23 protein-coding genes are annotated in these 23683 nt (G+C 62.9%); 20 read left to right on the forward strand and 3 right to left on the reverse strand.

Annotated elements, in window-relative coordinates; translation table 11 throughout:
• Positions 1-186 precede the first annotated feature (186 nt).
• The 8 genes from J8I26_RS20305 (at position 187) to coq7 (ending at position 6841) form a co-directional block, all read left to right on the forward strand.
• Positions 187-1020 carry an amino acid ABC transporter substrate-binding protein gene (locus J8I26_RS20305; RefSeq protein WP_209608927.1) on the forward strand — a complete coding sequence of 278 codons (834 nt, stop codon included), beginning with the start codon at positions 187-189 and terminating at the stop codon, positions 1018-1020.
• Between the two features lie 227 nt (positions 1021-1247).
• Positions 1248-1496, forward strand: coding sequence for a hypothetical protein (locus tag J8I26_RS20310; RefSeq protein ID WP_209608928.1), 249 nt, complete (start codon positions 1248-1250; stop codon positions 1494-1496).
• Complete coding sequence (locus J8I26_RS20315; protein WP_209608929.1) at positions 1493-2440, forward strand: amino acid ABC transporter substrate-binding protein; 948 nt, start codon at positions 1493-1495, stop codon at positions 2438-2440. Before J8I26_RS20310 ends, J8I26_RS20315 begins: the two co-directional genes overlap by 4 nt.
• Before the next feature lie 204 nt (positions 2441-2644).
• Positions 2645-3394, forward strand: coding sequence for an amino acid ABC transporter permease (locus J8I26_RS20320; protein WP_209608930.1), 750 nt, complete (start codon positions 2645-2647; stop codon positions 3392-3394).
• 3 nt (positions 3395-3397) lie between these two features.
• The gene (locus J8I26_RS20325) at positions 3398-4093 is read left to right on the forward strand and encodes an amino acid ABC transporter permease (protein WP_209608931.1); all 696 of its coding nucleotides are present in this window, start codon (positions 3398-3400) and stop codon (positions 4091-4093) included.
• Positions 4094-4161: 68 nt separating this feature from the next.
• Positions 4162-4890: an amino acid ABC transporter ATP-binding protein gene (locus tag J8I26_RS20330; protein ID WP_209608932.1), complete on the forward strand. Its 729-nt coding sequence runs from the start codon at positions 4162-4164 to the stop codon at positions 4888-4890.
• Positions 4891-5099: 209 nt separating this feature from the next.
• Entirely contained in the window at positions 5100-6134 is a 1035-nt protein-coding gene (gene pyrC / locus J8I26_RS20335) for a dihydroorotase (protein WP_209608933.1), read from the forward strand.
• An 80-nt stretch (positions 6135-6214) separates the two neighbouring features.
• On the forward strand, positions 6215-6841 hold the full coding sequence (coq7, locus tag J8I26_RS20340; protein ID WP_209608934.1) for a 2-polyprenyl-3-methyl-6-methoxy-1,4-benzoquinone monooxygenase: 627 nt from the start codon (positions 6215-6217) through the stop codon (positions 6839-6841).
• A gap of 86 nt (positions 6842-6927) precedes the next feature.
• On the opposite strand, the gene J8I26_RS20345 is transcribed toward coq7, so the two are convergent.
• Positions 6928-7386 carry an OsmC family protein gene (locus J8I26_RS20345; protein WP_209608935.1) on the reverse strand — a complete coding sequence of 153 codons (459 nt, stop codon included), beginning with the start codon at positions 7384-7386 and terminating at the stop codon, positions 6928-6930.
• Positions 7387-8029: 643 nt separating this feature from the next.
• On the opposite strand from J8I26_RS20345, the gene rplM reads away from it, so the two are divergent.
• From rplM to erpA, 6 genes are all read left to right on the forward strand, one after another.
• Complete coding sequence (gene rplM / locus J8I26_RS20350) at positions 8030-8458, forward strand: 50S ribosomal protein L13 (protein WP_006461967.1); 429 nt, start codon at positions 8030-8032, stop codon at positions 8456-8458.
• 9 nt (positions 8459-8467) lie between these two features.
• Entirely contained in the window at positions 8468-8860 is a 393-nt protein-coding gene (gene rpsI / locus J8I26_RS20355) for a 30S ribosomal protein S9 (RefSeq protein ID WP_209608936.1), read from the forward strand.
• A gap of 266 nt (positions 8861-9126) precedes the next feature.
• Entirely contained in the window at positions 9127-10164 is a 1038-nt protein-coding gene (gene argC / locus J8I26_RS20360) for an N-acetyl-gamma-glutamyl-phosphate reductase (RefSeq protein WP_209608937.1), read from the forward strand.
• Between the two features lie 23 nt (positions 10165-10187).
• On the forward strand, positions 10188-10892 hold the full coding sequence (locus tag J8I26_RS20365) for a DUF6776 family protein (RefSeq protein ID WP_209608938.1): 705 nt from the start codon (positions 10188-10190) through the stop codon (positions 10890-10892).
• 9 nt (positions 10893-10901) lie between these two features.
• Complete coding sequence (locus J8I26_RS20370; RefSeq protein ID WP_209608939.1) at positions 10902-11300, forward strand: polymer-forming cytoskeletal protein; 399 nt, start codon at positions 10902-10904, stop codon at positions 11298-11300.
• A 73-nt stretch (positions 11301-11373) separates the two neighbouring features.
• Entirely contained in the window at positions 11374-11739 is a 366-nt protein-coding gene (gene erpA, locus J8I26_RS20375; protein WP_209608940.1) for an iron-sulfur cluster insertion protein ErpA, read from the forward strand.
• Positions 11740-11944: 205 nt separating this feature from the next.
• Here the strand turns inward: erpA and hemL are convergent, their stop codons facing one another.
• Positions 11945-13228 (reverse strand): glutamate-1-semialdehyde 2,1-aminomutase, encoded by a 1284-nt coding sequence (gene hemL / locus J8I26_RS20380; protein WP_209608941.1) that lies wholly within the window; start codon positions 13226-13228, stop codon positions 11945-11947.
• 13 nt (positions 13229-13241) lie between these two features.
• Positions 13242-14081, reverse strand: coding sequence for a hydroxymethylpyrimidine/phosphomethylpyrimidine kinase (locus tag J8I26_RS20385; protein WP_209608942.1), 840 nt, complete (start codon positions 14079-14081; stop codon positions 13242-13244).
• Positions 14082-14211: 130 nt separating this feature from the next.
• Here J8I26_RS20385 and J8I26_RS20390 point away from each other — a divergent pair, with 130 nt between their 5' ends.
• From J8I26_RS20390 to J8I26_RS20415, 6 genes are all read left to right on the forward strand, one after another.
• The gene (locus J8I26_RS20390) at positions 14212-14364 is read left to right on the forward strand and encodes a rubredoxin (protein WP_006461975.1); all 153 of its coding nucleotides are present in this window, start codon (positions 14212-14214) and stop codon (positions 14362-14364) included.
• 442 nt (positions 14365-14806) lie between these two features.
• Complete coding sequence (locus J8I26_RS20395) at positions 14807-15184, forward strand: response regulator (protein ID WP_209608943.1); 378 nt, start codon at positions 14807-14809, stop codon at positions 15182-15184.
• Between the two features lie 32 nt (positions 15185-15216).
• Positions 15217-15582, forward strand: coding sequence for a response regulator (locus J8I26_RS20400; protein WP_209608944.1), 366 nt, complete (start codon positions 15217-15219; stop codon positions 15580-15582).
• 43 nt (positions 15583-15625) lie between these two features.
• Positions 15626-16291: a chemotaxis protein CheW gene (locus J8I26_RS20405; protein ID WP_209608945.1), complete on the forward strand. Its 666-nt coding sequence runs from the start codon at positions 15626-15628 to the stop codon at positions 16289-16291.
• Between the two features lie 69 nt (positions 16292-16360).
• Positions 16361-18541, forward strand: coding sequence for a methyl-accepting chemotaxis protein (locus J8I26_RS20410; protein WP_209608946.1), 2181 nt, complete (start codon positions 16361-16363; stop codon positions 18539-18541).
• Positions 18542-18556: 15 nt separating this feature from the next.
• The gene (locus tag J8I26_RS20415; protein WP_209608947.1) at positions 18557-23650 is read left to right on the forward strand and encodes an Hpt domain-containing protein; all 5094 of its coding nucleotides are present in this window, start codon (positions 18557-18559) and stop codon (positions 23648-23650) included.
• Positions 23651-23683: the final 33 nt, after the last annotated feature.

Genomic DNA, 23683 nt, shown 5'->3' on the forward strand with positions numbered 1-23683 from the left:
CAGGCTTTATTCGGAGCATCGGCAGCGAAGGCGACAACGTAAGATCGCCAGCTGCATGACTTGATCAGTCAGTGTAGTCAGGGAGGAGACGTGGTTCATGTGCATAGGCGCAGCCTTGGTCGCTCGACCAGGGTGTGCGCAGGTTCGTTGTCCGCGGCGCTGGCATTGACATGCCTGGCGCCGGCCTTGGCGTGCGCCGAAGGTACGCTGGACAAGATCCGTCGCACAGGCACCATGGTCATCGCTTATCCCGACAACCGCTTCCCCTTCGCCGAAGCCGCCGACAACGGCAGCGCAGCCGGCTACTCCATCGACATTTGCCGCAAGATCGCCGACGCCGTGCGGCGTGAGCTGAAGTTGCCGCAGATGCAGCTCAGATTCCTGCAGGTCAACTCCAGCGGCCGCTTCGACGCGATCGCTCGCGACCAGGCCGACATCGAGTGCGGCAGCACCACCAACAACGCAGCGCGCCGCGAGCGATTCGCCTTCACTATTCCCCATTTCTATACCTCCACGCGCATGATGGTGCGCGCCGATGCGGGCATCCATTCGTGGCTCGATATGCGCGACAAACGCGTGGTGACGGTGCGCCAGAGTTCCGTCTTGCCCTATGTGAAGGCACGCGACGCTGCCGGTGCGCTTAATCTGCGCTGGACGGAAGTGGGGCGCGATCTGGACGCCATCGCGATGGTGACGGAGGGGCGCGTGGATGCGTACGTGGATGACGATGTGTTGCTGTCGTCGCACCGCAGCGCGGTGGAACGGCCGGAGTTGCTCGCCGTGGTCGGCGAAGCGCTCGCGGTGGAACCGTATGCAATGATGGTGCGCAAGAACGACGCGGCTTTCAAGGCGGTGGTGGATCGCGAGATGGTGCGCATCATTTCCGATGGCGAGATCTACAGCCTTTACGACAAATGGTTCATGCGCCCGGTGGGCGCGCATCGACAGGCGCTGGGGCTGACGATGAGTTATCTGTTGCGTGACTCGTTCCGCTTCCCTTCCGATAAGGCGGCGGAATAGAGTGTTTCTGGCATGGATATTGCTGGCGTATCAATAAGTCGGCGCGCGAGGGCGGCGGCAGTCAAGCCCGATTCGATGCCGCGAAAGCATGACCGGCGGCATTGCCGCCTCATGTAAGATGATGCGGGGTTTGTCGCGAGGGAACCGGGCGCCGCAGCGTGTCCGGCAGCGCAAGCCGGCATCGAAGAAAGTAAGGATTTGCGGGTTTCGGAATGGGGCGTGGGCTTATGTCGTACAATGCCGCCGCCGCGACTTGCACATGTGGAATTCACCGCAGCGTATCGGCTGCCGCCGTGACCGGCGGCGACCGTTGTGCCCGGATGAAGAAAAAAGCCTGCGAAGATATGGCTTTTACAACAAAAAAGAGGCATGGCAACAGGACCGGCAAGCCTCGCCCCGTGGACGGCCTTGGCTGTTTTTGGGATAGGGCTTTTGGTACACTACGTAAAAAATTTTTCCAGGAGGTCACACAATGAAGTTATTGAAGCTAGCAGGGGTTTTGGTCGGCGCAAGCGTTCTGATGAGCTCGGTTCACGCTGAAGAATTCAGCGGCCGTCTGAAGAAGATCAAGGACTCCGGCACCCTGACACTGGGCGTTCGCGATTCCTCGATTCCGTTCTCGTATCTGGACGACAAGCAGTCCTACCAAGGCTACTCGATCGACCTGTGCCTGAAGGCCGCGACCGCGATCCAGAAGAAGCTGGGCCTGACGTCCCTGAACATCAAGATGGTTCCGGTGACTTCGGCCACCCGTATCCCTCTGATCGCCAACGGCACCACCGACATTTCCTGCGACTCCGCGACCAACAACAAGGAACGCTGGAATCAGGTGGCTTTCTCGGTGACTGAATTCGTGACCGCCAACCGCTTCCTGTCGAAGAAGTCGGCTAACCTGAAGACCCTGGACGACCTGAAGGGCAAGACCATCGTGTCGACCTCGGGCACTTCCAACCTGAAGCAGATCACCGGCCTGAACGCCGAGCGCAACCTGGGCATGAACATCCTGGCTGCCAAGGATCACGCTGAAGCTTTCCTGATGGTCGAAACCGGCCGTGCCGCCGCTTTCGTGATGGACGACATCCTGCTGTCGGGCCTGGCCGCCAACTCCAAGGCGCCTGCCGACTACGAAGTCTCCAAGGAAGCGCTGTCGGTTGAGCCGTACGGTCTGATCCTGCCGAAGGGCGACGATGCCTTCAAGAAGGTCGTGGACGATGCGCTGACCGTGGTCTACAAGGGCGACGACATCAAGAAGATCTACGGCAAGTGGTTCCAGTCGCCGATCCCGCCGAAGGGTATCAACCTGAACGTGCCGATGAGCCCGCAGCTGCAAGCCGTGATGGCAAAGCCGACCGATTCGCCGGATCCGGCAGCTTACGCTGTCGTGCCGGACGCCCAGAAGAACATGGGCAAGAAGAAGTAATCGGTAGGTTGCCTAGCGCAATATGACGAAACGGGGGCCTGTCCCCCGTTTTGTTTAACCGGCTGTCAAAGCTCGTTGCCATATCGCAATTTGCAATGATCCTTTTTTCCACGGCAACCGGTGCGGACCGTAACACAAAGCGGCGCGGCATTTGCCTGGTGACCGCGCCCGACAGATTGACTCGAAACAGAGACGAGGCCATTTATGCATTACAACTGGAATTGGGGAATCTTCTGGGAGATGTCTCCCGACGGCATTCCCTACATCGATACCCTGCTGGCGGGCCTGAAATGGACCCTGGCCACTGCGGCATGCGCCTGGATCATGGCACTGGTCCTGGGCACCATCTTCGGTACCCTCCGTACAACAACAAAACCATGGGTCGTGAGCATCGCCAACGGCTACGTGGAGCTTTTCCGCAATATTCCTCTGCTGGTGCAGATGTTCCTCTGGTATTTCGTGATGCCGGAACTGATGCCCGGTTCGATCGGCGACTGGCTCAAGGGCCTGCCTGACGCTTCGTTCGTCACGGCGACCCTGGCGCTGGGCTTCTTCACCTCCTCGCGTGTGGCGGTGCAGGTGACTACCGGCATCCAGGCGCTGCCGCGCGGCCAACGCATGGCCGGCGCCGCGCTCGGTCTGACCCCGACCCAGACCTATCGCTACGTGCTGCTGCCGATGGCGTTCCGCATCATCATCCCGGCGCTGACCAACGAGTTCGCCGCGATCATCAAGAACAGCTCGGTGGCGTTGACCATCGGTCTGGTCGAGCTGACCGCCGCCACCTACTCGATGCGCGAGTTCACCTTCCAGACCTTCGAGGCGCTGACCGGTGCGACCATCATCTACATCGTCATTTCCGTCATCGCGCTGCTGCTGGCACGCCTGCTGGAACGAGTGACCGCTGTGCCTGGCTACATTTCCAGCGGCAGCACCAGTGCGGGAGGGCATTGATCCATGTTCAGCAATTTCGACTTCGACGTTATCCAGCGTTCCTGGGTCTACCTGTTCACGACCGGCCTGAAGTTCACGCTGATCCTGACCATCACAGCCATGCTGGGCGGCATCATTCTCGGCACGCTGCTGGCGATGATGCGCCTGTCGTCCAACAAGCCGCTGTCGTTCATCGCCACGACCTACGTCAACCTGATCCGCTCGATCCCGCTGGTGCTGGTGATCTTCTGGTTCTACTTCCTGGTGCCGTTCATCGGGGCGTGGATCATCGGCGCCTCCGAGCCCATCCAGGTCGGCGCCTTCCAGTCGGCGTTGATCACGTTCATCCTGTTCGAGGCCGCCTACTATTGCGAAATCATGCGTTCGGGCATCCAGTCGATTCCGCGCGGCCAGGTGTTTGCCGGTTACGCGATCGGCATGAACTACTGGCAGATGATGGGCAACGTGGTGCTGCCGCAGGCGTTTCGTAACGTGACGCCGATCCTGCTGACCCAGACCATCGTTCTGTTCCAGGACGTGTCGCTGGTGTACGTGCTGGGTTCGGTGCCGGACTTCGTCACCAGCGCATCCAAGATCGCGCAGCGTGACGGCCGCCTGGTGGAAATGTATCTGTTCGTGGCGGTGGTGTACTTCGTGTTGAGCTTCGGCCTGTCGCAACTGGTCAAGCGCTTCCAGAAGAAGATCGCCATCATCCGCTAAGCCTTATGACGGCGGCCCGCCGATGAAGGCCGGGCCGCCCAACGAATCGAGAAATTCAGGAGAAACAAATGATTGAACTCAACAACGTCAGCAAGTGGTACGGCAGCTTCCAGGTTCTGACCGACTGCACGACCTCGGTGAAAAAAGGCGACGTGGTGGTGGTGTGCGGCCCGTCCGGTTCGGGCAAGTCGACGCTGATCAAGACCGTCAACGGCCTGGAGCCGTTCCAGAAGGGCACCATCACCGTGGACGGCGTGTCCGTGGGCGACCCGAAGACCAATCTGTCCAAGCTGCGCGCGCGCATCGGCATGGTGTTCCAGAACTTCGAACTGTTCCCGCACTTGTCCATCCGTGACAACCTGACCATCGGCCAGATCAAGGTGCTAGGCCGCTCCAAAGACGAAGCGACCGAAAAGGGCCTGAAGTACCTGGACCGCGTGGGCCTGCTGGCGCACAAGGACAAGTTCCCGGGCCAGCTGTCCGGCGGCCAGCAGCAGCGCGTGGCGATCGCCCGCGCGCTGTCGATGGACCCGATCGCCATGCTGTTCGACGAGCCGACCTCGGCGCTCGACCCGGAAATGATCAACGAAGTGCTGGACGTCATGGTCGGCCTGGCCCAGGAAGGCATGACCATGATGGTCGTGACCCACGAAATGGGCTTCGCCCGCAAGGTGGCCAACCGCGTGGTGTTCATGGACAAGGGCGTGGTCGTGGAAGATTGCGCCAAGGATGAGTTCTTCGCTTCGCCGCGTTCGGAACGTGCGCGCGACTTCCTGGCCAAGATCATCACCCACTGATCCCGGATCCGGATGGACCAAGGCCGCATCGGCGACGATGCGGCCTTTTTTCTTTTGTCCGACATCAAAGCGGCGCGCTGGCCTGCTGTCCGGGGTGCTTGACGGCTACGGTAGAATACGCAGCTTGAAGGACATCGCGGCAACTCCACCAGCCCGCATCCGCCGGGATGCCTCGCCAGACCCACATTCCACACCGAAAGACCACCGCAATGAGCAACGACCTGACCATCACCCGCCCGGACGACTGGCACCTGCACCTGCGCGACGGCGCCACCATGGCCGATGTGCTGCCGCACACCGCGCGCCAGTTTGCGCGCGCGATCGTGATGCCCAACCTGAAGCCGCCGGTCACCACCACCGCCCAGGCAGCAGCGTACCGCGACCGCATCCTGGCCGCGCTGCCCGATGGCATGACGTTCGAGCCGCTGATGGTGCTGTACCTGACCGACAATACCCCGCCCGAAGAAATCCGCCGCGCCAAGGAAAGCGGCTTCGTCAAGGCGGTCAAGCTGTACCCCGCCGGCGCCACCACCAATTCCGACGCCGGCGTGACCGATCTGGGCAAGTGCTACAAGACGCTGGAAGTGTTGCAGGAAACCGGCATGCCCTTCCTGGTTCACGGCGAAGTGACCGACCCGGCGATCGACCTGTTCGACCGCGAAGCCGTGTTCATCGACCGCATCATGAAGCCGCTGCGCAAGACCATGCCGGAGCTCAAAGTGGTGTTCGAGCACATCACCACCAAGGAGGCGGCCGACTACGTGCTGGCAGGCGAAGGCCCGACCGCGGCGACCATCACCGCGCACCACCTGCTGTTCAACCGCAACGAGATCTTCAAGGGCGGCATCCGTCCGCATTACTACTGCCTGCCGGTCCTGAAGCGCGAAACCCACCGCCAGGCGCTGGTGGCGGCCGCTACCTCGGGCCATGACAAGTTCTTCCTCGGCACCGACTCGGCGCCGCACGCCAAGGGCTTGAAGGAGCACGCCTGCGGCTGCGCCGGCTGCTACACCGCGCTGCACGCGCTGGAGCTGTACGCCCAGGCCTTCGACCAGGCCGGCGCGCTGGACAAGTTCGAAGCCTTCGCCAGTTTCAACGGCCCGGCCTTCTACGACCTGCCGCGCAACGAAGGTACGGTGACCCTGAAGCGTGAAAGCTGGACCATTCCGGCCGAGCTGCCCATGGGCGACACCACCGTGGTGCCGCTGTCTGCCGGCGAGCAAATCAATTGGAAGATGGTCTGATCGCTTGAGCGACCGGTCGTCGTCCTTCGTCCCCGGCTACGGCCGGGATGGTATTCACAACAAGAGAAAGGCTGCGGTGCATGCTATTCGTTGACCAACTGATTTCCGATTTCGACAAGGCGCTGCGCGTGATCAATGGCGTGGTGTTCGAAAGCCGCCCGAATCCCGGGCGCGGCTTGCCCGATGGCGTCATGAGCGAGGACGAGAAGCGGCACGCGGCCGGGCTGATGCGGGTCAACAATGTCGGCGAAGTGTGCGCACAGGCGCTATACGACGCCCAGGGCCGTTTCGCGCAGAAGCGCGAGATCAAGAACGCCTTCGAGCGCGCCGGCATCGAGGAAGAGGATCATCTGGCCTGGACCGCCGAGCGTCTGCGCGAGCTGGGTTCGCACACCAGCCTGCTGAACCCGCTGTGGTACGGCGGCGCCTATGTGCTGGGCAGCATTGCGGCGCGCCTGGGCGATGCGCGCAACCTGGGTTTCGTCTCCGAGACCGAGCGCCAGGTCGAGCTGCATCTGATGGGGCATCTGGAAAAACTGCCGGCGCAGGACAACCGTTCGCGCGCCATCGTCGATCAGATGCGCATCGACGAGATCGAGCACGGCCAGGCGGCGCGCGACCTGGGCGCGGCCGAGATGCCGGCGCCCATCAAGGGTGTGATGAAGGCGATGTCCAAGGTGATGACGACCGTGGCTTACCGCATCTGATGCGATATTCGCAGCAATGAAAAAAGCGGCCTCGGGCCGCTTTTTTCATTTCCGCCGCCGGCAGGGCGCAGGCGGGGTGATGGGAATTACTGTTGCTGGGCAGCGGCCGACGAGGTATCGGTCAGGTCGTCGATGATCTCGAAGGAATGCGTCATCTCTGCGGTCTTCTCCAGCATGATCGAGGCCGAGCAGTATTTGTCGTGGGACAGCTTGATGGCGCGCTCCACCACGTTGGCCTTGAGGTTGCGGCCGCGCACGGTGAAGTGGAAGTGGATCTTGGTGAACACCTTGGGGTCGGCGTCGGCGCGCTCGGACTTCAGGGTCACGTCGCAGCCGCGCACGTCTTGGCCGCTCTTGCGCAGGATCACCACCACATCGTAGGCGGTGCAGCCGCCGGTGCCGGCCAGCACCACTTCCATGGGGCGCGGCGCTAGGTTGCGGCCGCCGCCGTCGGGCGCGCCGTCCATCGTCAACAGGTGGCCCGAGCCGGTTTCAGCGGTAAAGGTCATGCCGGACAAGCCGGTCCAGCGCACTGTGCATTCCATCTGAGTCATCCAAATTGGTTGGGGAAGGGCGGTATTGTAACTTTTGGCGCGCGATGTCGCTGCGGCATCGACGCAGGAGGGGCGTCCGGCAAAGGGAAAATGGTGATTTTTTGCGTTGCGGAAAATATTCATTTGGTTATCGGCCGATAACTGGTTTTTGCGCATTGCTGAGTCGCTTAAGTCCAACAAATACAAGGGCTGTGGTGCGATTCGAAAAAAACTTCAAATAGATATTGCGACGCACAAACCCCTTTGCTATATTGAATTCAACGGAAGTTTTTGCAGCACGTAACGATGTCTCCTCCACCCTCCTCATTGGTGTGGATTAAACCCGGAACCACTGTTTCCGGGTTTTTTTTTGTCCTCTTTGTTCTTTTTCAGCCAGGACTACGCCCTGCGCATCAAAAAAGTTTCCCGTCTGTCATCAAATCCCGCCTGAAGCCGTGCCCAGTGGCCATCGATGCCACAGCGAGTCCGAAACCTTTTGACGCTAAGTCTTTAAAAAGGCTATAATTCTCGGCTTTCCCATGCGCTCGGGAAGATAAAAGGATGAGACCGCAAGGCGCCGCGGCATGCAGCAACGCCGCACGCACGAGCGGAACCGCCACTTTGAGCGTTTATTTATTGATAGAGAAAGTCAAACATGAAGACCTTTTCCGCTAAAGCCCATGAGGTTCAGCGCGAGTGGTTCGTGATTGACGCGACGGACTTGGTCCTCGGACGTGTTGCCAGCGAAGTGGCACTCCGACTGCGCGGCAAGCACAAACCCGAATTCACTCCGCACGTCGACACCGGTGACTTCATCGTCGTCGTCAACGCAGGCAAGCTGCGCGTGACCGGCACCAAGGCCACTGAAAAGACCTATTTCCGCCACAGCGGTTATCCGGGCGGCATCTACGAAACCAACTTCCTGAAGATGCAACAGCGTTTCCCCGGCCGTGCGCTGGAGAAGGCCGTCAAGGGCATGCTGCCCAAGGGTCCGCTGGGCTACGCAATGATCAAGAAGCTGAAGGTCTACGCAGATGGCAACCATCCGCATTCCGCTCAGCAACCGAAACCTCTCGCGCTCTAAGGAATAGACATGATCGGTAACTACAATTACGGAACCGGCCGTCGCAAGAGTGCTGTGGCTCGTGTTTTCATCAAGGCAGGTTCGGGCCAGATCGTTGTCAACGGCAAGCCCGCCGCTGAGTACTTCTCCCGCGAAACCGGCCTGATGGTGATCCGTCAGCCGCTGGAACTGACCGGCAACGTTGAACGTTTCGACATCAAGGTCAACGTTCACGGTGGCGGCGAGTCCGGCCAAGCCGGCGCTGTGCGCCACGGCATCACCCGCGCCCTGATCGACTACGACGCCGGCCTGAAGTCGGCTCTGTCGAACGCAGGCTTCGTCACTCGTGACGCGCGTGAAGTCGAACGTAAGAAGGTTGGTCTGCGCAAGGCACGTCGCGCAAAGCAATTCTCGAAGCGTTAATCGCCTCTTGCATTACAGAAAGCCGTCGGCAGTCATGCCGGCGGCTTTTTGCTTTTTGCGCCGCCGCTGCCTGAGCTTCGCAGCCTGGCGCAAGCGTTCCCGCTGGACAGGATTTGGCCGCTGGGCGGCGAAATAACTGGCGCAAGGGAAATCAGCTGGAAATATTCTCCTGCTAGAATGAAAAGCTTTCGAGCGTGCTTGCGGCACGCGCTGAGAACATTGCCGTTGCGGCGTTTTTTGTTCGCCTTTTTTCGCAAGGACAAGACATGATCAAGGTAGGTATCGTTGGCGGAACCGGTTACACCGGCGTCGAATTGCTGCGTATTTTCGCAACTCACCCGGAAGTCAAGGTGCAGGCCGTCACCTCCCGCAAGGAAGACGGCATGCCGGTGGCCGAAATGTATCCGTCGCTGCGCGGCCGCGTTGATGTCGCCTTCTCCTCGCCCGACAAGGCCAAGCTGACCGACTGCGACGTGGTGTTCTTCGCCACCCCGCACGGCGTGGCCATGGCCCAGGCGCCCGAACTGGTCGCCGCCGGCGTCAAGGTGATTGACCTGGCCGCCGATTTCCGCCTGCAGGACGTGGCGGCGTTCGAGAAGTGGTACAAGCTGCCGCACAGCTGCACCGACCTGTTGAAGGAAGCCGTCTACGGTCTGCCCGAACTGAACCGCGAAGCGATTCGCAAGGCGCGCGTGATCGGCAACCCGGGTTGCTATCCGACCACCATGCAGTTGGGCTTTGCACCGCTGCTGACGGCCGGCGTGATTGATGCCTCGCACCTGATCGCCGACTGCAAGTCGGGTGTCTCCGGCGCCGGCCGCAAGGCTGAGCTGAACCTGCTGTTCTCGGAGGCTTCCGACAACTTCAAGGCTTACGGCGTCTCCGGCCACCGTCATTCGCCGGAAACCACCGAGCGCCTGTCGACCCTGACCGAGGGCAAAGTCGGCCTGCTGTTCACGCCGCACCTGGTGCCGATGATCCGCGGCATGCATTCCACGCTGTATGCGCGCCTGACCAAGGACATCGACAACGCCGCTTTGCAGGCGCTGTTCGAAGACGCCTACAAGAACGAGCCCTTTGTCGACGTGCTGCCCTTCGGCTCGCACCCGGAAACCCGCACCACGCGCGCATCCAACATGCTGCGCCTGGCGGTGCATCGTCCTGACAACGGCGACACCGTGGTGGTGCTGGTGGTGCAGGACAACCTGGTCAAGGGCGCGTCCGGCCAGGCGGTGCAGTGCATGAACCTGATGTTCGGTCTGGAAGAGACCACCGGTCTGCTGCAAGTGCCGGTTCTGCCGTGAAGTACCGGCTATGGCATCGGCGCATGACGATTTCTGCGCCGAAGATGACCATCAAACGCCATCTGCCGTGGCCGGCGCTGGCGCTCCTGTGGGCGGCGGCGATTGCTTTGGCGGTGGCGGTGGCGGTCTGGACCTACCAGCTCGGGCGCAACAATCTGCCGGGCCTGCAGGGTGATGACGGCGAGCAGGTGGAAGTGCTGACCGAGCAGGTCAAGAAGCTGTCGGCGGAGAACGATCGCCTGCAGTCGGCTTCCAACGCCTCGCAGAATGAGCTCAAGATCGCCCAGACCGCGCAGGCGCAGCTGGCGGCCCAGGTCAAGAATTTGGAGGCCGAGAACAACCGCCAGAAGGAAGACCTGGCCTTCTTCGACAGCCTGTTGCCGACCAACCTGGGCGCGCCGGGCATCACCATCCAGCGTTTCAAGGCTGAGGTAGCGGCCCCCAACCAAGTGCGCTATCGCGTTCTGGTGATGCAGGGCGGAGCCGGCACGCAGCAATTTACGGGGAATTTACAGCTCAGTATCACGGTTTGGCAGGGCGGCAAGAGTGCTATTATGAACTTTCCGGAAACCAATTCTTCTGACCTCGCGCGTTATCGGCTCGCATTCAAGTACTACCAGCGAGTCGAAGGTCTGCTGAACGTTCCGGAGGGAGCGACCATCAAGGCGGTTGCAGTTCGTGTTCTCGACCGCGGCCAGGTGCGCGCCCAGCAGTCGGTAGACCTGTGAGGTGATTCCATGTTCACACGCAAGACCAAAAGCACTATCGACAGCCTGATCGGCATGTCCACCAGCATCAAAGGCGACGTCGGCTTCAAGGGCGGCCTGCGCATTGACGGCCAGATCACCGGCAACATCAATGCCGAAACCGGCCAGTCCAGCGTGCTGGTCATTTCCGAGCATGCCAAGGTGGTCGGCGAGGTGCGCGCGGCGCACCTGATCGTCAACGGTGAAATCACCGGCGACGTCCATTCCTCGGAACTGCTTGAATTGCAGCCCAAAGCCCGCATAACTGGCAATGTCTATTACAAGGCGCTGGAAATGCACGGCGGTGCGCTGGTTTCGGGCAAGTTGAGCCACGACCAGTCGACGGCCGAGACGCCGCTGCTGAAGCTGGCCGCGGCATCGGAAGCATGAAAATCCGCAAGCGCTTATAATTGATCTATCGATCCGTCGTATTGATCCGACTCAAGCCAAGCAGGAGCCCGAAATGAATGCCGTAGCCGAACTTCAACAAACCGAAATGCCGACCCCGATCAACTTCAGCGACAGCGCCGCCGCCAAGGTGGCCCAACTGATCGAAGAAGAGGGCAATCCCGACCTGAAACTGCGCGTGTTCGTGCAGGGCGGCGGTTGCTCGGGCTTCCAGTACGGTTTCACCTTCGATGAAATCGCCAACGAAGACGACACCACCATGACCAAGAACGGCGTCCAGCTGTTGATCGACTCGATGAGCTACCAGTACCTGGTCGGCGCCGAAATCGACTACAAGGATGACCTGGAAGGTGCCCAGTTCGTGATCAAGAATCCGAACGCCAGCACCACCTGCGGTTGCGGTTCGTCGTTCTCGGTCTGATCGGGAAAGATCGCACGCAATAAAAAAGGACGCTTTGGCGTCCTTTTTTATTGTCTTGAGGGAAATTTCCTGGCGCAGGCGGGTAAATCGCAGGCAAACAGCGGAGAAAAAACAACAGCGGCCGAAAATTTCCGGCCGCTGCGCTTTCGATAAGTTTTCGACAAGGTTCCTGCGGGTCGGCTCACCGACGGGCCCGCTCAGCTAATCAGGCCAGTTCCGCGAAGGCCTTGGCCGCCACCGCGATGGTCTCCTCAATCACCGCATCGTCGTGCTGCGCCGAGACGAAGCCGGCCTCGAAGGCCGACGGCGCGAAGTAGACGCCGGCATCCAGCATCTTGTGGAAGAAGCGGTTGAAGCGCTCCTTGTCGCCCTTCATCACCTCGGCATAGCTGCCCGGCACCGACGCGTCGAAATACAGGCCGAACATGCCGCCCACGGCGTCGGCCGAGAACTTCACGCCGGCCGCCTTGGCCGCGGCGCTGAGGCCGTCGGCCAGCTTCCTGGTCTGCGCGCCCAGCTTCTGGTAGAAGCCCGGCTGCTGGATGATCTTCAGCGTGGCCATGCCGGCCGCCACCGTGACCGGATTGCCGGACAGCGTGCCGGCCTGGTAAACGCCGCCCAGCGGCGCCAGGTGCTTCATGATGTCGGCGCGGCCGCCGAAGGCCGCCACCGGCAGGCCGCCGCCGATCACCTTGCCCAGCGCGGTCAGGTCGGGCTTGATGCCGTTCAGTTCCTGGGCGCCGCCCAGCGCCACGCGGAAGCCCGACATTACTTCGTCGAAGATCAGGATCGCACCGTACTCGGTGCACAGGCGGCGCATGGTCTGCAGGAATTCGTCGCTGGCGCGCACCAGGTTCATGTTGCCTGCCACGGGCTCGACGATGACGCAGGCGATTTCATTGCCGGCCTGTTTGAAGGCCTCTTCCAGCTGCGCGGTGTTGTTGTAGTCCAGCACCAGGGTGTGCTTGGCGAAATCTTCCGGCACGCCGGCCGAGGTCGGATTACCCAGCGTCAGCAGGCCGCTGCCGGCCTTCACCAGCAGCGAGTCGCCGTGGCCGTGGTAGCAGCCCTCGAATTTCACGATCTTGTCGCGCTTGGTGGCGCCGCGCGCCAGGCGCAGAGCGCTCATGGTGGCTTCGGTGCCGGACGAGACCAGGCGCACTTGCTCGATCGACGGTACCAGCTTGATGATTTCCTCGGCCATCAGGATTTCGGCCTCGGTCGGCGCGCCGAAGGACAGGCCGCGCACGGCGGCGTCCTGCACCGCCTTCACCACGTCCGGATGGGCGTGGCCGACAATGGCCGGGCCCCAGGAGCCGATGTAGTCGATGTAGCGTTTGCCTTCGGCATCCCAGAAGTAGGGGCCGTCGGCGCGTTCGATGAAGCGCGGGGTGCCGCCCACCGAGCGGAAGGCGCGTACGGGCGAGTTGACGCCGCCCGGCGTGCTTTGCTGGGCGCGGGCGAACAGGGATTCGTTGGTCGTGGTCATGGATTCTGCAAATTCAGTTGAGGGTCGGGGGGCTATCCGGATTTTCGGATTCGCGGGCCCAGAAATAACGGTCCGGCACCAGCTTGCCCATGCCAAAGCGCTGAGCGTTGGCGAGCGTGGCCAGTGTGAATTCTTGCGCCTCGGCGACGGCTTCCGGCACTTCCAGGCCATTGGCCATCATGGATGCAATGGCCGCCGACAGCGTGCTGCCTGCGCCGGTGAAGGAGCCTGGCAGGCGCTGCCAGGCGTCCTGACGCACCAGGCCGGATTCGTCGAAGAGCGAATTGGCGATTTCCTGCAAATCGGTCTGGGTATTGGTCACGAACAGGTATTCGCAACCCATTTCGATGATGCGCATGGCGTCCAGCATCAGCGCGTCGCCCGGCACCGGCTCGCGCCAGGTCTCGGCCAGGCGCGACAGCTCGCCGGCCGAGACGACCATCAGCGTGGTCTGCGGCACCAGCAGTTCACGGATCGCAATCAGGCGGTCTTCCTCTTCCTCCTGGTTGGACAGCGAGGTGATGAAGGGATCCAGGATCAGCGGCACGTCGGGATAGTCGGACACGATCTCGGCGATGGCCGAGATGTTTTCGATGCTGCCGACCGCACCGACCTTGAAGGCCGATACCGCCATGTCTTCCAGGATCACGCGCGCCTGATCGGCTACCCAGTCGACTTCGACGATCTGCGCGTCTTCGACGCGGGCGGTGTCGCCGATGAGCAGCGAGGTCACTACCGACAGTCCATGGCAACCCATGGCCGCGAAGGTGGCCAGATCCGCCTGGATGCCGGTGGCGCCGACGGGATCGGCCGCGCCGAAGGTCAGGATGAGGGGAGAAGTTTGGTTTTGCACGTCGAGTAGATTAAGATATCGCGCTTGGCGTTCGCGTCTGATGTTGCGGATGTCCAAGCATTTTAATTGATTTGAGGGATAGTCAGCCGTGACCGATAGCCAAAGCAGCCAAACCGAATTCAAAACCTGGATGTGCCTGATCTGTGGTTGGATCTATGACGAAGAGGCAGGCTTGCCGGAAGAAGGCATTGCCCCCGGCACCCGCTGGGACGACGTGCCCATCAACTGGACCTGCCCCGAGTGCGGCGCGCGCAAGGAAGACTTCGAGATGGTCGCCATCTGAGCGCCAGCCGATTCCGACACGCGTTGCCCGTGCGCTTTACCAGGAGCCACAACGCTCCCGGCGTGTTTTGAACGGCAGTTCCAACGGCCCCGCTGGGCTGCCGAACATTCCCCTGTTTTTCCCTGTTTCGCCGGTTTGATCTGCATCAAGCCAGGCGCAGATTCTCTTCCTTCCCTGCCTTCAACGTCATTTCCTGTCGTTCACGCTTTGTCGTGCGAGCGCCGACGGACGTTTTCGAGGGGGACATTTTGCCTCTCCGTCTCCCGCTATCAAACTTCTTTGTTCGATAGCTAAATTTGCTGGCAGGCAATAGTCCAGCGTTTTCAATAAAGCCACGAAGTTGCTGCTGTTCCTCGTATAGGCGGTGCCTGTATTTGCTAAAGTTTAACGATTCGTGCACGCAGCCTGCACATTCGATTCGACGCGAGGGGGCTCGCAGACGATGAAGACCATCCTGGTGGCAGACGATAGCAGCGCCGTGCGCCGGGCTGCGGCGCAGGCGCTGGACGCGTCCGGCTATCAGGTGCTGCCGGCGGTCGATGGCATCGAATTGCTGGCGCTGCTGGCCGAATATGGGGCTGACCTGGTGGTATGCGACATGTTCTTGCCGCGCCTGGACGGCTTGCAGGCCTGTCGCCTGATCCGCCGCAACGACGGGTATATCAATTTGCCCATCGTGATGTTGTCTTCCAGTAATGGCTTGTTCGACCGGGCACGCAGCGCCATGGCGGGGGCCGACGAATACCTGGTCAAGCCGTTTTCCGATGAAGGACTGCTGCAGCTGGTGCGGGCCTACATCGAAGGCGTCGATATGGCGTGACGCCTTTTTCAATGAGAAGCAGGGGAGAATGCATGGGGATCAAAAAGGTGCTGGTGGTTGACGATTCACCGACAGACCGCCATGTGCTGACTTCCATCCTCGAGCGCAACGGCTTTTCCGTGGCAACCGCCGAAAACGGCGACGATGCGCTGGAAAAGATCCGTGCCGACAAGCCCCAACTGGTCCTGCTGGACGTGGTGATGCCCGGCAAGAATGGTTATCAGGTGACCCGCCAGATCGTGCGCGATCCCGATCTCAAGGACCTGCCCATCATGATGTGCAGCGTCAAGGCCCAGGAGACGGATCGCATCTGGGCGCTTTGCCAGGGCGCCTGTGATTACATCGTCAAGCCGGTCGATCCGGACGAATTACTGGCCAAGATCAGCGCCATCGAGTAACGCGCCGCCACAAGTTGCTGCCAGATATAGACTGAAAACCGGTATGCACGAGCCGCCATCCATTGACAGCGAGAACCTCCCCCTGGCCCAAGCGCCGGTGTCTGATGAGCACGGCGAGGCCGCGCCCGGTCGCTCCGAGGCGACCTCCGACGCTGTAGCGAACGACCAGCCTGCGCGCAGTCGCCGGCGCGAGGGCCTGCAGGCGTTCCAGAATTCGCTGTTCGCACGGATGGATGCAGCCAGCAGCGAGGATCTGCAATCCCGACGCCTGGCGGTCAACATCGGCGGCGTTCTGTGCCTGATCAACTTGGCCGAGGCCGGCGAGATCGTGCCGCTGTCCTCCCTTTCCGCGCCGATGTCCGTGCCGCTGACGCAGCCTTGGTATCTCGGCATGGTCAATATCCGCGGCAACCTGGTGGGCATCGTGGACCTTGCCGCCCAAGCCGGCAGAGAACGCCAGGTGCCGGATCGCGACAGTCGCGTGCTGGTCTTCGCGCCCGCGCTGTCACCCAATTGCGGCTTGCTGCTATCGTCGGTGATGGGATTGCGGCAGCTCTCCGAAATGCACGTAATACAAAAAAAATTAAATGAAGAGACTGAATTAATTGGAATTGTTGAGCGTTATAAGGACAGGGGCGGAACCGAGTGGAATGAAATCGGTCTGGCAACGCTGCTGAACGACGCCGCTTTCCTGCAGATTGGACGTTAGCGGGACGTGAAGCCCCGCGGTCGCGAGACGGAGGGCGCCGATCCGACACTAGAAAAAGGAGCACCACTCATGGCACTGAGCTTGCCGCGTCTGTCGAGGAAGAAAGCACACGCAAGCGGGCCGTCGGACGAGGTCCCCGTGCCATCGTCGCGTCGTACCCGGTTGCCGCTGATCAATCGCTTCTCGCTGCGGGTGCAGACCCGCATCCTGCTGGCCGGGCTGGCGCTGTCGCTGGCCTGCACGATCTTCTTCATGTGGCTGGGCTCGCTCAACTACATCCACGCCACCTTGCAGACGCACATCGCCTCCGACCTGGTGATGCACTCGCAGCGCATCGGCAAGGCCGTGCCCAACGCCATTCAGGGCAACAAGGAAGCCTTCGCGCAGCTGGCCGAAAGCCGCAACGAATTCAACCACGGCCTGGCGCTGCTGACCACCGGCGGCGCATTCCAGGGCTATACCATCGGCCCGCCTGGCGCCGAGATGAAGCCCGTGCTGGACGACGTGCACAAGATCTGGGCGCGCACCGACCGTGCTGCCGACACCATCCTCAAGCTCGAGAAAGAGCTGACCGGTTTCGGCGTCACCCTCAAGCGGCTCAACCTGCTGCTGCCAACGCTGCTGGATCTGAGCGAGCAAATTTCCATGCTGCAATCGCAGAGCACCGCCACCCCGCGCGAAGTGACGGCAGCCAGCCAGCTGGTGTTGCTGACCCTGCGCCTGGGCCGCAGCGCCAACGAATTTCTTACCTCCGAGGGCGTCAATCCCGAGACGGCCTTCCTGCTGGGCAAGGACGTCAACACCTTCCACGACATCATCGACGGCTTCCTCAACGGCAGCGAGTTGCTGCGTCTGAAAGCGGTGAGCGACAAGGAAACCCGCGACAAGCTGATCGAGCTGGAAAAGGTCTTTGGCGAATACCAGCCCAGGGTAGCCGGCATCCTCGGCAACCTGCAGAATTTCATCGCGGCCAAGCAGTCCGAGCAACTGGTGTTCCTCGAAAATGAAATGCTCAAGAAGCATCTGACCATGCTGCAGACCGATTACCGCGTGGTGCAGGAATCGCGCTCGTGGGCCTTCTGGGCGATGCTGGCGGCCGTGGCGTGCGGACTGCTCAGCAGCGTGGGCATCGCGCTGGTGCAGTTGCAGAGCAGCCGCAACAATGCCGCTGATGCTGAGGCGCGACGCCAGGACGCGGAGACGCAACGCCTGCAGGCCCAGCAGCAGGAAGAGAAGGCCATGCGCACCAACGTCGCCAACCAGGCGGCGATCCTGCGCCTGATGAACGAGTTGCAGAAAGTGGCCGACGGCGACCTGACGGTGCACACCACGGTTTCCGAAGACATCACCGGCGCCATTGCCGACTCCGTCAACTACACCGTGGAAGCCCTGCGCGGTCTGGTTGAACAGGTCACGCAGATGGCCTCCAAGGTGGCCGCTACCTCCGACCACGTGCGCAATACCACCGTGGGGCTGTCCACCGCCGCGCGCACCCAGGCGCGCCGCATTCAGGACACCGGGCAATCCATGCTGCAGATGTCAATGCAGATCACTGACATCTCGGTCTCGGCCACCGAGTCGGCCGACGTCGCTCGTCACTCGGTGGTGGTGGCCGAGCGCGGCGCCAAGGCGGTGGAAGATGCGGTCAAGGCCATGAATGAAATCCGCGAGCAGATCCAGGAAACCTCCAAGCGCATCAAGCGTCTGGGCGAGTCGTCGCAGGTGATCGGCGAGATCACCGAACTGATCTCCGACATTACCGAGCAGACCAACGTGCTGGCCTTGAATGCCGCCATCCAGGCCGCCTCGGCCGGCGAGGCCGGGCGCGGTTTCTCGGTGGTGGCCGAGGAAGTGCAGCGGCTGGCCGAGCGCTCCAGCGCCGCCACCCGCGAGATCGGCGCGCTGGTGCGCATGATCCAGACCGACACCCACGACGCCGTGGCCGCGATGGAAAAGTCCACCGCCGGCGTGGTCGAGGGCGCGGTGCTCTCCGACGCAGCCGGCGCGGCGCTGGCCGACATCCGCAGCGTCTCCAACCAGCTTGCCGAACTGATTCACGGCATGTCGCAGTCCACCGAAGAGCAGGCGGTGTCGGCCAACGGCGTGGCACAAAATATCCAGAGCATCCTGACCGAGAACGAGATCATCGAGCAAAGCCGCGAGCAGGTCAGCGGGCTCTACAACGAGCTGTGGGGCGCGGCCAAGCAGCTTGAGAGTTCGGTGTCACGCTTTCGCGTGACGGTGTCCTGACGCCGGGCCAGGGCGATGAACGCAGGCGCTCCCTTCCTGTCCGACGACGGTCCAAAGACCGATCCGGCGACCGACGCCATCGGCCGCGTGCAGCCACAGTCGCGCGCCCAGGTGTCCGACAACTTGCGCATGCTGGCCGGCGCCATGCATGCCGCGCTGGAGCAACTGCGCGAGCTGCTCGGTCGCGTGCAGGGAGATGGCGTGCTGCCACCCGGGCTGCGCGCGGAAGCCACCGCCCGGTTGTCGACTCAAGTCAGCGTGCTGGCGCTGGCCGGCGCGGTCGAGCCCGCGCGCATGCTGGCTGCAGCCTGCGAAGTGCTGGAGACTGATCCTGCCGCCGTGGTCAAGGCGGTCTGGAGCCTGCACGACTACCTCGATGCCCTGTTCGACAAAAGTGGCGACAGCGACATCTGCAACCTGCTGCTGTTCACCGCCTGTCGTCGGCTGCAATTGATCGCCGGCATTGCTCACGCTGCCGATGCGCCAGCCTCAGCTGCGCCGGACGCGCGCGCACGTGCCGCAGGCTTCAGCCGGGCCCTGGACGAGCTGCACGCCGACCACGGGCATGACGCCACGTTGGCTGCGTTACAGGCGCTGGAGCGCCTGCTGAGGGATGTCCCCGACCTGGCGTTCGCCCATGTCTTCCTCGGTCGCCTGCTCGACGCCGGCCAGCCGCTGGATCCGCACGCAATCGCGGTGCTGGATTCGCTGGGCGTGTTGCTGGCCGCCGAGACCGTGGATCCCGCCAGCATGCCGGTGCGTCTTGCGCTGGCGCGGCGCCGGATCGATTTCCTGCAATCGCTGGCCAGCGAAGAGGAGCGCCTGGACAGCCGCCCCGGCGAACAATCGCAGCAGATGCTCAGGCTGATGCTGCTGGCCGACGAGCTGCAGACCTCCTGGGACCGCTGCGTCTGTGCCGGCGCGTCGGGTGGACGCATCGGCGCGGCCTGGCAATGGTGCGAGAGCGTGTTGCGCGCAGCCGCCCTCAGTCGCCGCATCTGGCCGCGGTTGCGCGCGCCCGGCCTGTCGGGATTCCTCGCGGCGCTGTCCAGGCTTGCCTTCGATCTGGCGATGTCGCAGCGTGCCCTGGGACGCGATCGTGAACTCAGCAGTTGCCTGATTTTCTTGGACGAGTGCCTGCGCAGGCGTCTGTTCCTGGACGATGACTTCACCGAACAGATCGACTGCATCGTCGACCATCTGGCCGTACTCGCCTACGGCGAAGCCGAGCCGGATCCGTTCCCCTGGTTCTCGCGCGAGCTGCGCGCCGATATGGCGCGACGCATGGAAGGCGTGGTCGAGAGCGCGCTGCAAGGCAAGCTCGCGCAAGTGCAGCGTGCGCTTGAGACCCTGTGGTCGCCAAGCTATATCGCCGCGGTGCGCGCCGCGCGCGAAGCGCCGGGAGATGAAGCGGCGCTCGGCGTCAGCCCGGAAGTGTTATTGGCCGACATGCATGCCGAGCTGGCCCAGATCGAGGATCTGTCGTCTCACCTGCGCTCGTCCCAGATGCGTGAACAGGCCGCTCATCTGCGCAGCCACATCGCCGCGCAATTGCCGGCCACGCTGCAGCTGAGCGCCGACATTCCGGATGAACGTACCCGTCGCCGCGGCGACGGCCTGCGCGCCGGCATGGTGCGCGACCTGGTGCGTCTGGCCGAGATGCTGGAGCAGGCGCGCCGCTCGCCGTACAACAAATGGCGCCGGCATCCGGACGCAGACCAGAGCATCGCCGACGGCGCCCATCTGGCCGACGAGATACGGCGCGCGCTGGACGAGGAGGAAAGTCCGGTTGCCGTCCCCGCCGCAACAGCTGCGCAGGCGGCCCCGGCCGTCGCGCCAGGCCGGCCGGACGATGATGCGCCGGGCAGCTGGCAGCCGGAGGACGACGATCCGGAGATGTTGCAGATCTTCCTGGGCGAGGCGCGTCAACTGCTGGACGGCCTGCAGACCGAACTGCCTCAGCTGGCCGGCGGCCAAGCCAGCCTTGAACTGTTGACCGACGTGCGGCGCAGTTTTCACACCTTCAAGGGCAGCGGCCGCATGGTGGGGCTGGAGGCCTTGGCCGACGTTGCGCATGCGATCGAGCTGCTGCTCAATACTTGTCTCACCGTCGCGCGCGGCAGTGGCCGTGTGCAGTTGCCCGCCGCCGTCATGGAGTTGCTGTCGCAGGCGCGCGCGCGTCTGGACGGTTGGGTTGGCGAGCTGGCGGCGCACGGCCGTTCGCGGCGCCAGGCGCCTTCGCTGGTGGCGGCGGCGCTGGCCCTGCGCAGCAGCGTGGCGGCTGCGGTCACCGAAGACGAGGATGCCCGATCCGCCGACGGCGCTGCTGCCGGTGTAGCGAACGCCGTACCCTCGGCAGTTCCGGCGGCGATGCCGCCCGCAGCGCCGACGCAGGCGATCTCGGGCAGGGCTCACATCGACAGCCCGGCGCTGCGGGACATCTTCCTGACCGAGGCCCGTAACCTCTTCAAGCTATTGCGCCAGCACGGCAGCAGCTGGCGCGCCAAGGCCGACAGCGGACTGGTGACCGGCGCGCCGCCGTTGTATTCGCGCGCCGCGCATACCTTGCGCGGCTGCAGCGCTGCTGCAGGTTTCGAGGGGATGCAGCGCATGGCCGAGGCGCTGGATGAATTGCTGGAGCGCCGCAAGGCGGCGGCCACCGGGCTTGACGCCGCAGAGTTGGCCGTCGTCGAGCGCGCCGTGGACGCCATGCTCGACATGCTTGACCAGTACGCCGCCGGAGAATTTCCGGCGGCTTGCGCCCAATCGCTGCAGGAGCTGGCCAGCTTGATGCCCGGGGCAGCGTCGCCGACACCGCCGCAGGCGGTTGCGCCCCCAGTATCGCCGCCCTCCGCAGCGCCCGAACTACAGGACGAGATCGACCATGAACTGCTGCCGGTGTTCCTGGAAGAGGGGCATGACCTGCTGGCGGCCGTTGGCGAGAATCTGCAGCGCTTCCAGCGTGATCCGTCGGATCAGGCGGCGTTGATCGAGTTGCGCCGCGCGCTGCATACCGTCAAGGGCAGCGCGCGCATGACCGGCGCCCTGCGCCTGGGGCATCGCATGCATGAACTGGAAAGCGGAATCCAGCGGTTGCTGAGTCGTCGCCAGGACGCCCCCGGCATCGATGCGCTGTTGGCCCTGTTCGACCAGGCACTGTCGCAATTCGATGCCCTGGAACATCTGGGCGCCGAGCCACGCACCGGCGCGCCGGTGCACGCGCTGTCCGAAGGCGAGCGCAAGCTGGCCTCGCCGCTGGTGCGCATCAAGGCGGCTGTGCTTGACCGCTTGCTGAACCATGTCGGCGAGGTCTCGATCGCGCGTTCGCAGCTGGAGAACGAGGTGCTGGCGCTGCACCGCAGTTCCCAGGAGTTGGCCGACAACATCGCCAAGCTGTCGGCGCAATTGCGTGATGTCGAGATCCAGGCCGAGATCCAGATCGCCGCTTCGCACCACGCCAGCAGCGACAGCGCGCAGTTCGACCCGTTGGAACTGGACCGCTTTACCCACCTGCAGGAACTCACGCGCATGATGGCCGAGAGCGTCAACGACGCCGCCTCGCTGCAAAAGCAATTGCTGGACTCGGCCTCCAAGACCCAGGATGGCTTGCAGATGCAGGAACGCCTCACGCGTGAGCTACAGCGCGAGCTGATGTATGCCCGCATGATGAAGTTCAGGAGCCTGGAGCAACGCCTGCAACATCTGGCGCGCCAACTCGGCGGCGAGACCGGCAAACCGCTGGAGCTGCAGATCGCCGGGGGCGACATGGAGATCGACCGTGTCATCCTGGAACGCCTGGTCGGCCCGCTCGAGCATCTGCTGCGCAATGCCGCCGTGCATGGCATCGAGGACGCCGCAGCGCGCGCCGCCGCCGACAAGCCGGCGGTCGGCGGCATCAGCGTACAGGCCGCAGTAGAGGGTAACGAGGCCGTGATTCGCGTCAGCGATGACGGCCGCGGCCTGGACTTCGCCGCCATACGTCGGCGCGGCATAACGCTGGGCCTGTTGCCGGCCGATGCGCAGTGCGACGATGCGGCGGGCCAGGCGCGCTTGGCGGAACTGATCTTCGAGCCGGGCTTCTCGACCTCGGAACAGCTGTCCGCATTGGCCGGACGCGGCGTCGGCGCTGATGTGGTGCGCTCGGAAGTGGCCGCCCTGGGCGGGCGCATCACGGTGCATTCCACGCCGGGCGCAGGTGTGCGCTTCACCATGCACCTGCCGCTGTCGCTGGCGGTCAACCAGGTTTGCCTGCTGCGTCATGGCGGCCAGAGTTACGCGATTCCGTCCATGCTGATCGACAAGGTGGTGCAACTGCGCGGCGAGCAGATGCGGCAGGCGCTGGCGCAGCGCGCCACCGTCGCCAACGGTCGCATGGTGACCTTGCATAGCCTGCACAGCCTGCTGGACGAGCCGCATGAAGAGCAGCGCCTGCTGCATCATCCGTCGTTGTTCATCGTGTTCGTCAAGAGCGGCAACGACTTGCTGGCGATCATGGTCGATCATGTGGTCGGTAACCGCGAAGTGGTGGCCAAGCCGCTGGGCCCGCAGATGGGCAGCCTGGTCGGCGTGCTGGGCGCCACCGTGCTGGGCAACGGCGAGATCGTGCTGGTGATCAATCCCCTGTTGCTGCTGCATCGTCCCGGCGCGCGCCGCATGGCCATACAGCGCGAAGCCCAGGTGGTTCTGCCTGCGCAGCCGGCCCAAAAGATCATCATGGTGGTGGACGACTCGCTGACCGTGCGCAAGGTCATGCAGCGCTTGCTGGCGCGGGAGGGATATGAAGTAGTGACTGCCGCCGACGGTTACGATGCCATTGGCCAGCTGCACGACATCACGCCGGACACGTTCCTGGTCGACATCGAGATGCCGCGCATGGACGGTTTCACGCTGGTGCGCCATTTGCGCGACAACCCCGCCACCCACGCCAAGCCGATCGTGATGATCACATCGCGCACCGGTGCCAAGCACCGCGAGCGGGCGATGGAAGTGGGCGTGAATTATTACCTCGGCAAGCCCTATCAGGACGAGCAGTTGCTGGAACTCATCCGCCACTACACGCTCGGCGCCGGCGAGCGGCCGGCCGATGACTTCAGTGACGTCCTGTACTGATCTGACGGCTGAGCTGGCGCCTCATGGCGGGGG

It is taken from the genome of Herbaspirillum sp. LeCh32-8, assembly GCF_017814915.1.
In the GTDB taxonomy this organism is placed as follows: Bacteria; Pseudomonadota; Gammaproteobacteria; order Burkholderiales; family Burkholderiaceae_D; genus Herbaspirillum.

What these genes read in the sequence shown, in the direction of transcription:
- J8I26_RS20310 (WP_209608928.1), top strand. Translation starts at nt 1,248, where the DNA reads ATGTCGTACAATGCCGCCGCCGCGACTTGCACATGTGGAATTCACCGC.
- J8I26_RS20315 (WP_209608929.1), top strand. Translation starts at nt 1,493, where the DNA reads ATGAAGTTATTGAAGCTAGCAGGGGTTTTGGTCGGCGCAAGCGTTCTG.
- J8I26_RS20320 (WP_209608930.1), top strand. Translation starts at nt 2,645, where the DNA reads ATGCATTACAACTGGAATTGGGGAATCTTCTGGGAGATGTCTCCCGAC.
- J8I26_RS20325 (WP_209608931.1), top strand. Translation starts at nt 3,398, where the DNA reads ATGTTCAGCAATTTCGACTTCGACGTTATCCAGCGTTCCTGGGTCTAC.
- J8I26_RS20330 (WP_209608932.1), top strand. Translation starts at nt 4,162, where the DNA reads ATGATTGAACTCAACAACGTCAGCAAGTGGTACGGCAGCTTCCAGGTT.
- pyrC (WP_209608933.1), top strand. Translation starts at nt 5,100, where the DNA reads ATGAGCAACGACCTGACCATCACCCGCCCGGACGACTGGCACCTGCAC.
- coq7 (WP_209608934.1), top strand. Translation starts at nt 6,215, where the DNA reads ATGCTATTCGTTGACCAACTGATTTCCGATTTCGACAAGGCGCTGCGC.
- J8I26_RS20345 (WP_209608935.1), bottom strand. Translation starts at nt 7,386, where the DNA reads ATGGAATGCACAGTGCGCTGGACCGGCTTGTCCGGCATGACCTTTACC.
- rplM (WP_006461967.1), top strand. Translation starts at nt 8,030, where the DNA reads ATGAAGACCTTTTCCGCTAAAGCCCATGAGGTTCAGCGCGAGTGGTTC.
- rpsI (WP_209608936.1), top strand. Translation starts at nt 8,468, where the DNA reads ATGATCGGTAACTACAATTACGGAACCGGCCGTCGCAAGAGTGCTGTG.
- argC (WP_209608937.1), top strand. Translation starts at nt 9,127, where the DNA reads ATGATCAAGGTAGGTATCGTTGGCGGAACCGGTTACACCGGCGTCGAA.
- J8I26_RS20365 (WP_209608938.1), top strand. Translation starts at nt 10,188, where the DNA reads ATGACGATTTCTGCGCCGAAGATGACCATCAAACGCCATCTGCCGTGG.
- J8I26_RS20370 (WP_209608939.1), top strand. Translation starts at nt 10,902, where the DNA reads ATGTTCACACGCAAGACCAAAAGCACTATCGACAGCCTGATCGGCATG.
- erpA (WP_209608940.1), top strand. Translation starts at nt 11,374, where the DNA reads ATGAATGCCGTAGCCGAACTTCAACAAACCGAAATGCCGACCCCGATC.
- hemL (WP_209608941.1), bottom strand. Translation starts at nt 13,228, where the DNA reads ATGACCACGACCAACGAATCCCTGTTCGCCCGCGCCCAGCAAAGCACG.
- J8I26_RS20390 (WP_006461975.1), top strand. Translation starts at nt 14,212, where the DNA reads ATGTGCCTGATCTGTGGTTGGATCTATGACGAAGAGGCAGGCTTGCCG.
- J8I26_RS20395 (WP_209608943.1), top strand. Translation starts at nt 14,807, where the DNA reads ATGAAGACCATCCTGGTGGCAGACGATAGCAGCGCCGTGCGCCGGGCT.
- J8I26_RS20400 (WP_209608944.1), top strand. Translation starts at nt 15,217, where the DNA reads ATGGGGATCAAAAAGGTGCTGGTGGTTGACGATTCACCGACAGACCGC.
- J8I26_RS20405 (WP_209608945.1), top strand. Translation starts at nt 15,626, where the DNA reads ATGCACGAGCCGCCATCCATTGACAGCGAGAACCTCCCCCTGGCCCAA.
- J8I26_RS20410 (WP_209608946.1), top strand. Translation starts at nt 16,361, where the DNA reads ATGGCACTGAGCTTGCCGCGTCTGTCGAGGAAGAAAGCACACGCAAGC.
- J8I26_RS20415 (WP_209608947.1), top strand. Translation starts at nt 18,557, where the DNA reads ATGAACGCAGGCGCTCCCTTCCTGTCCGACGACGGTCCAAAGACCGAT.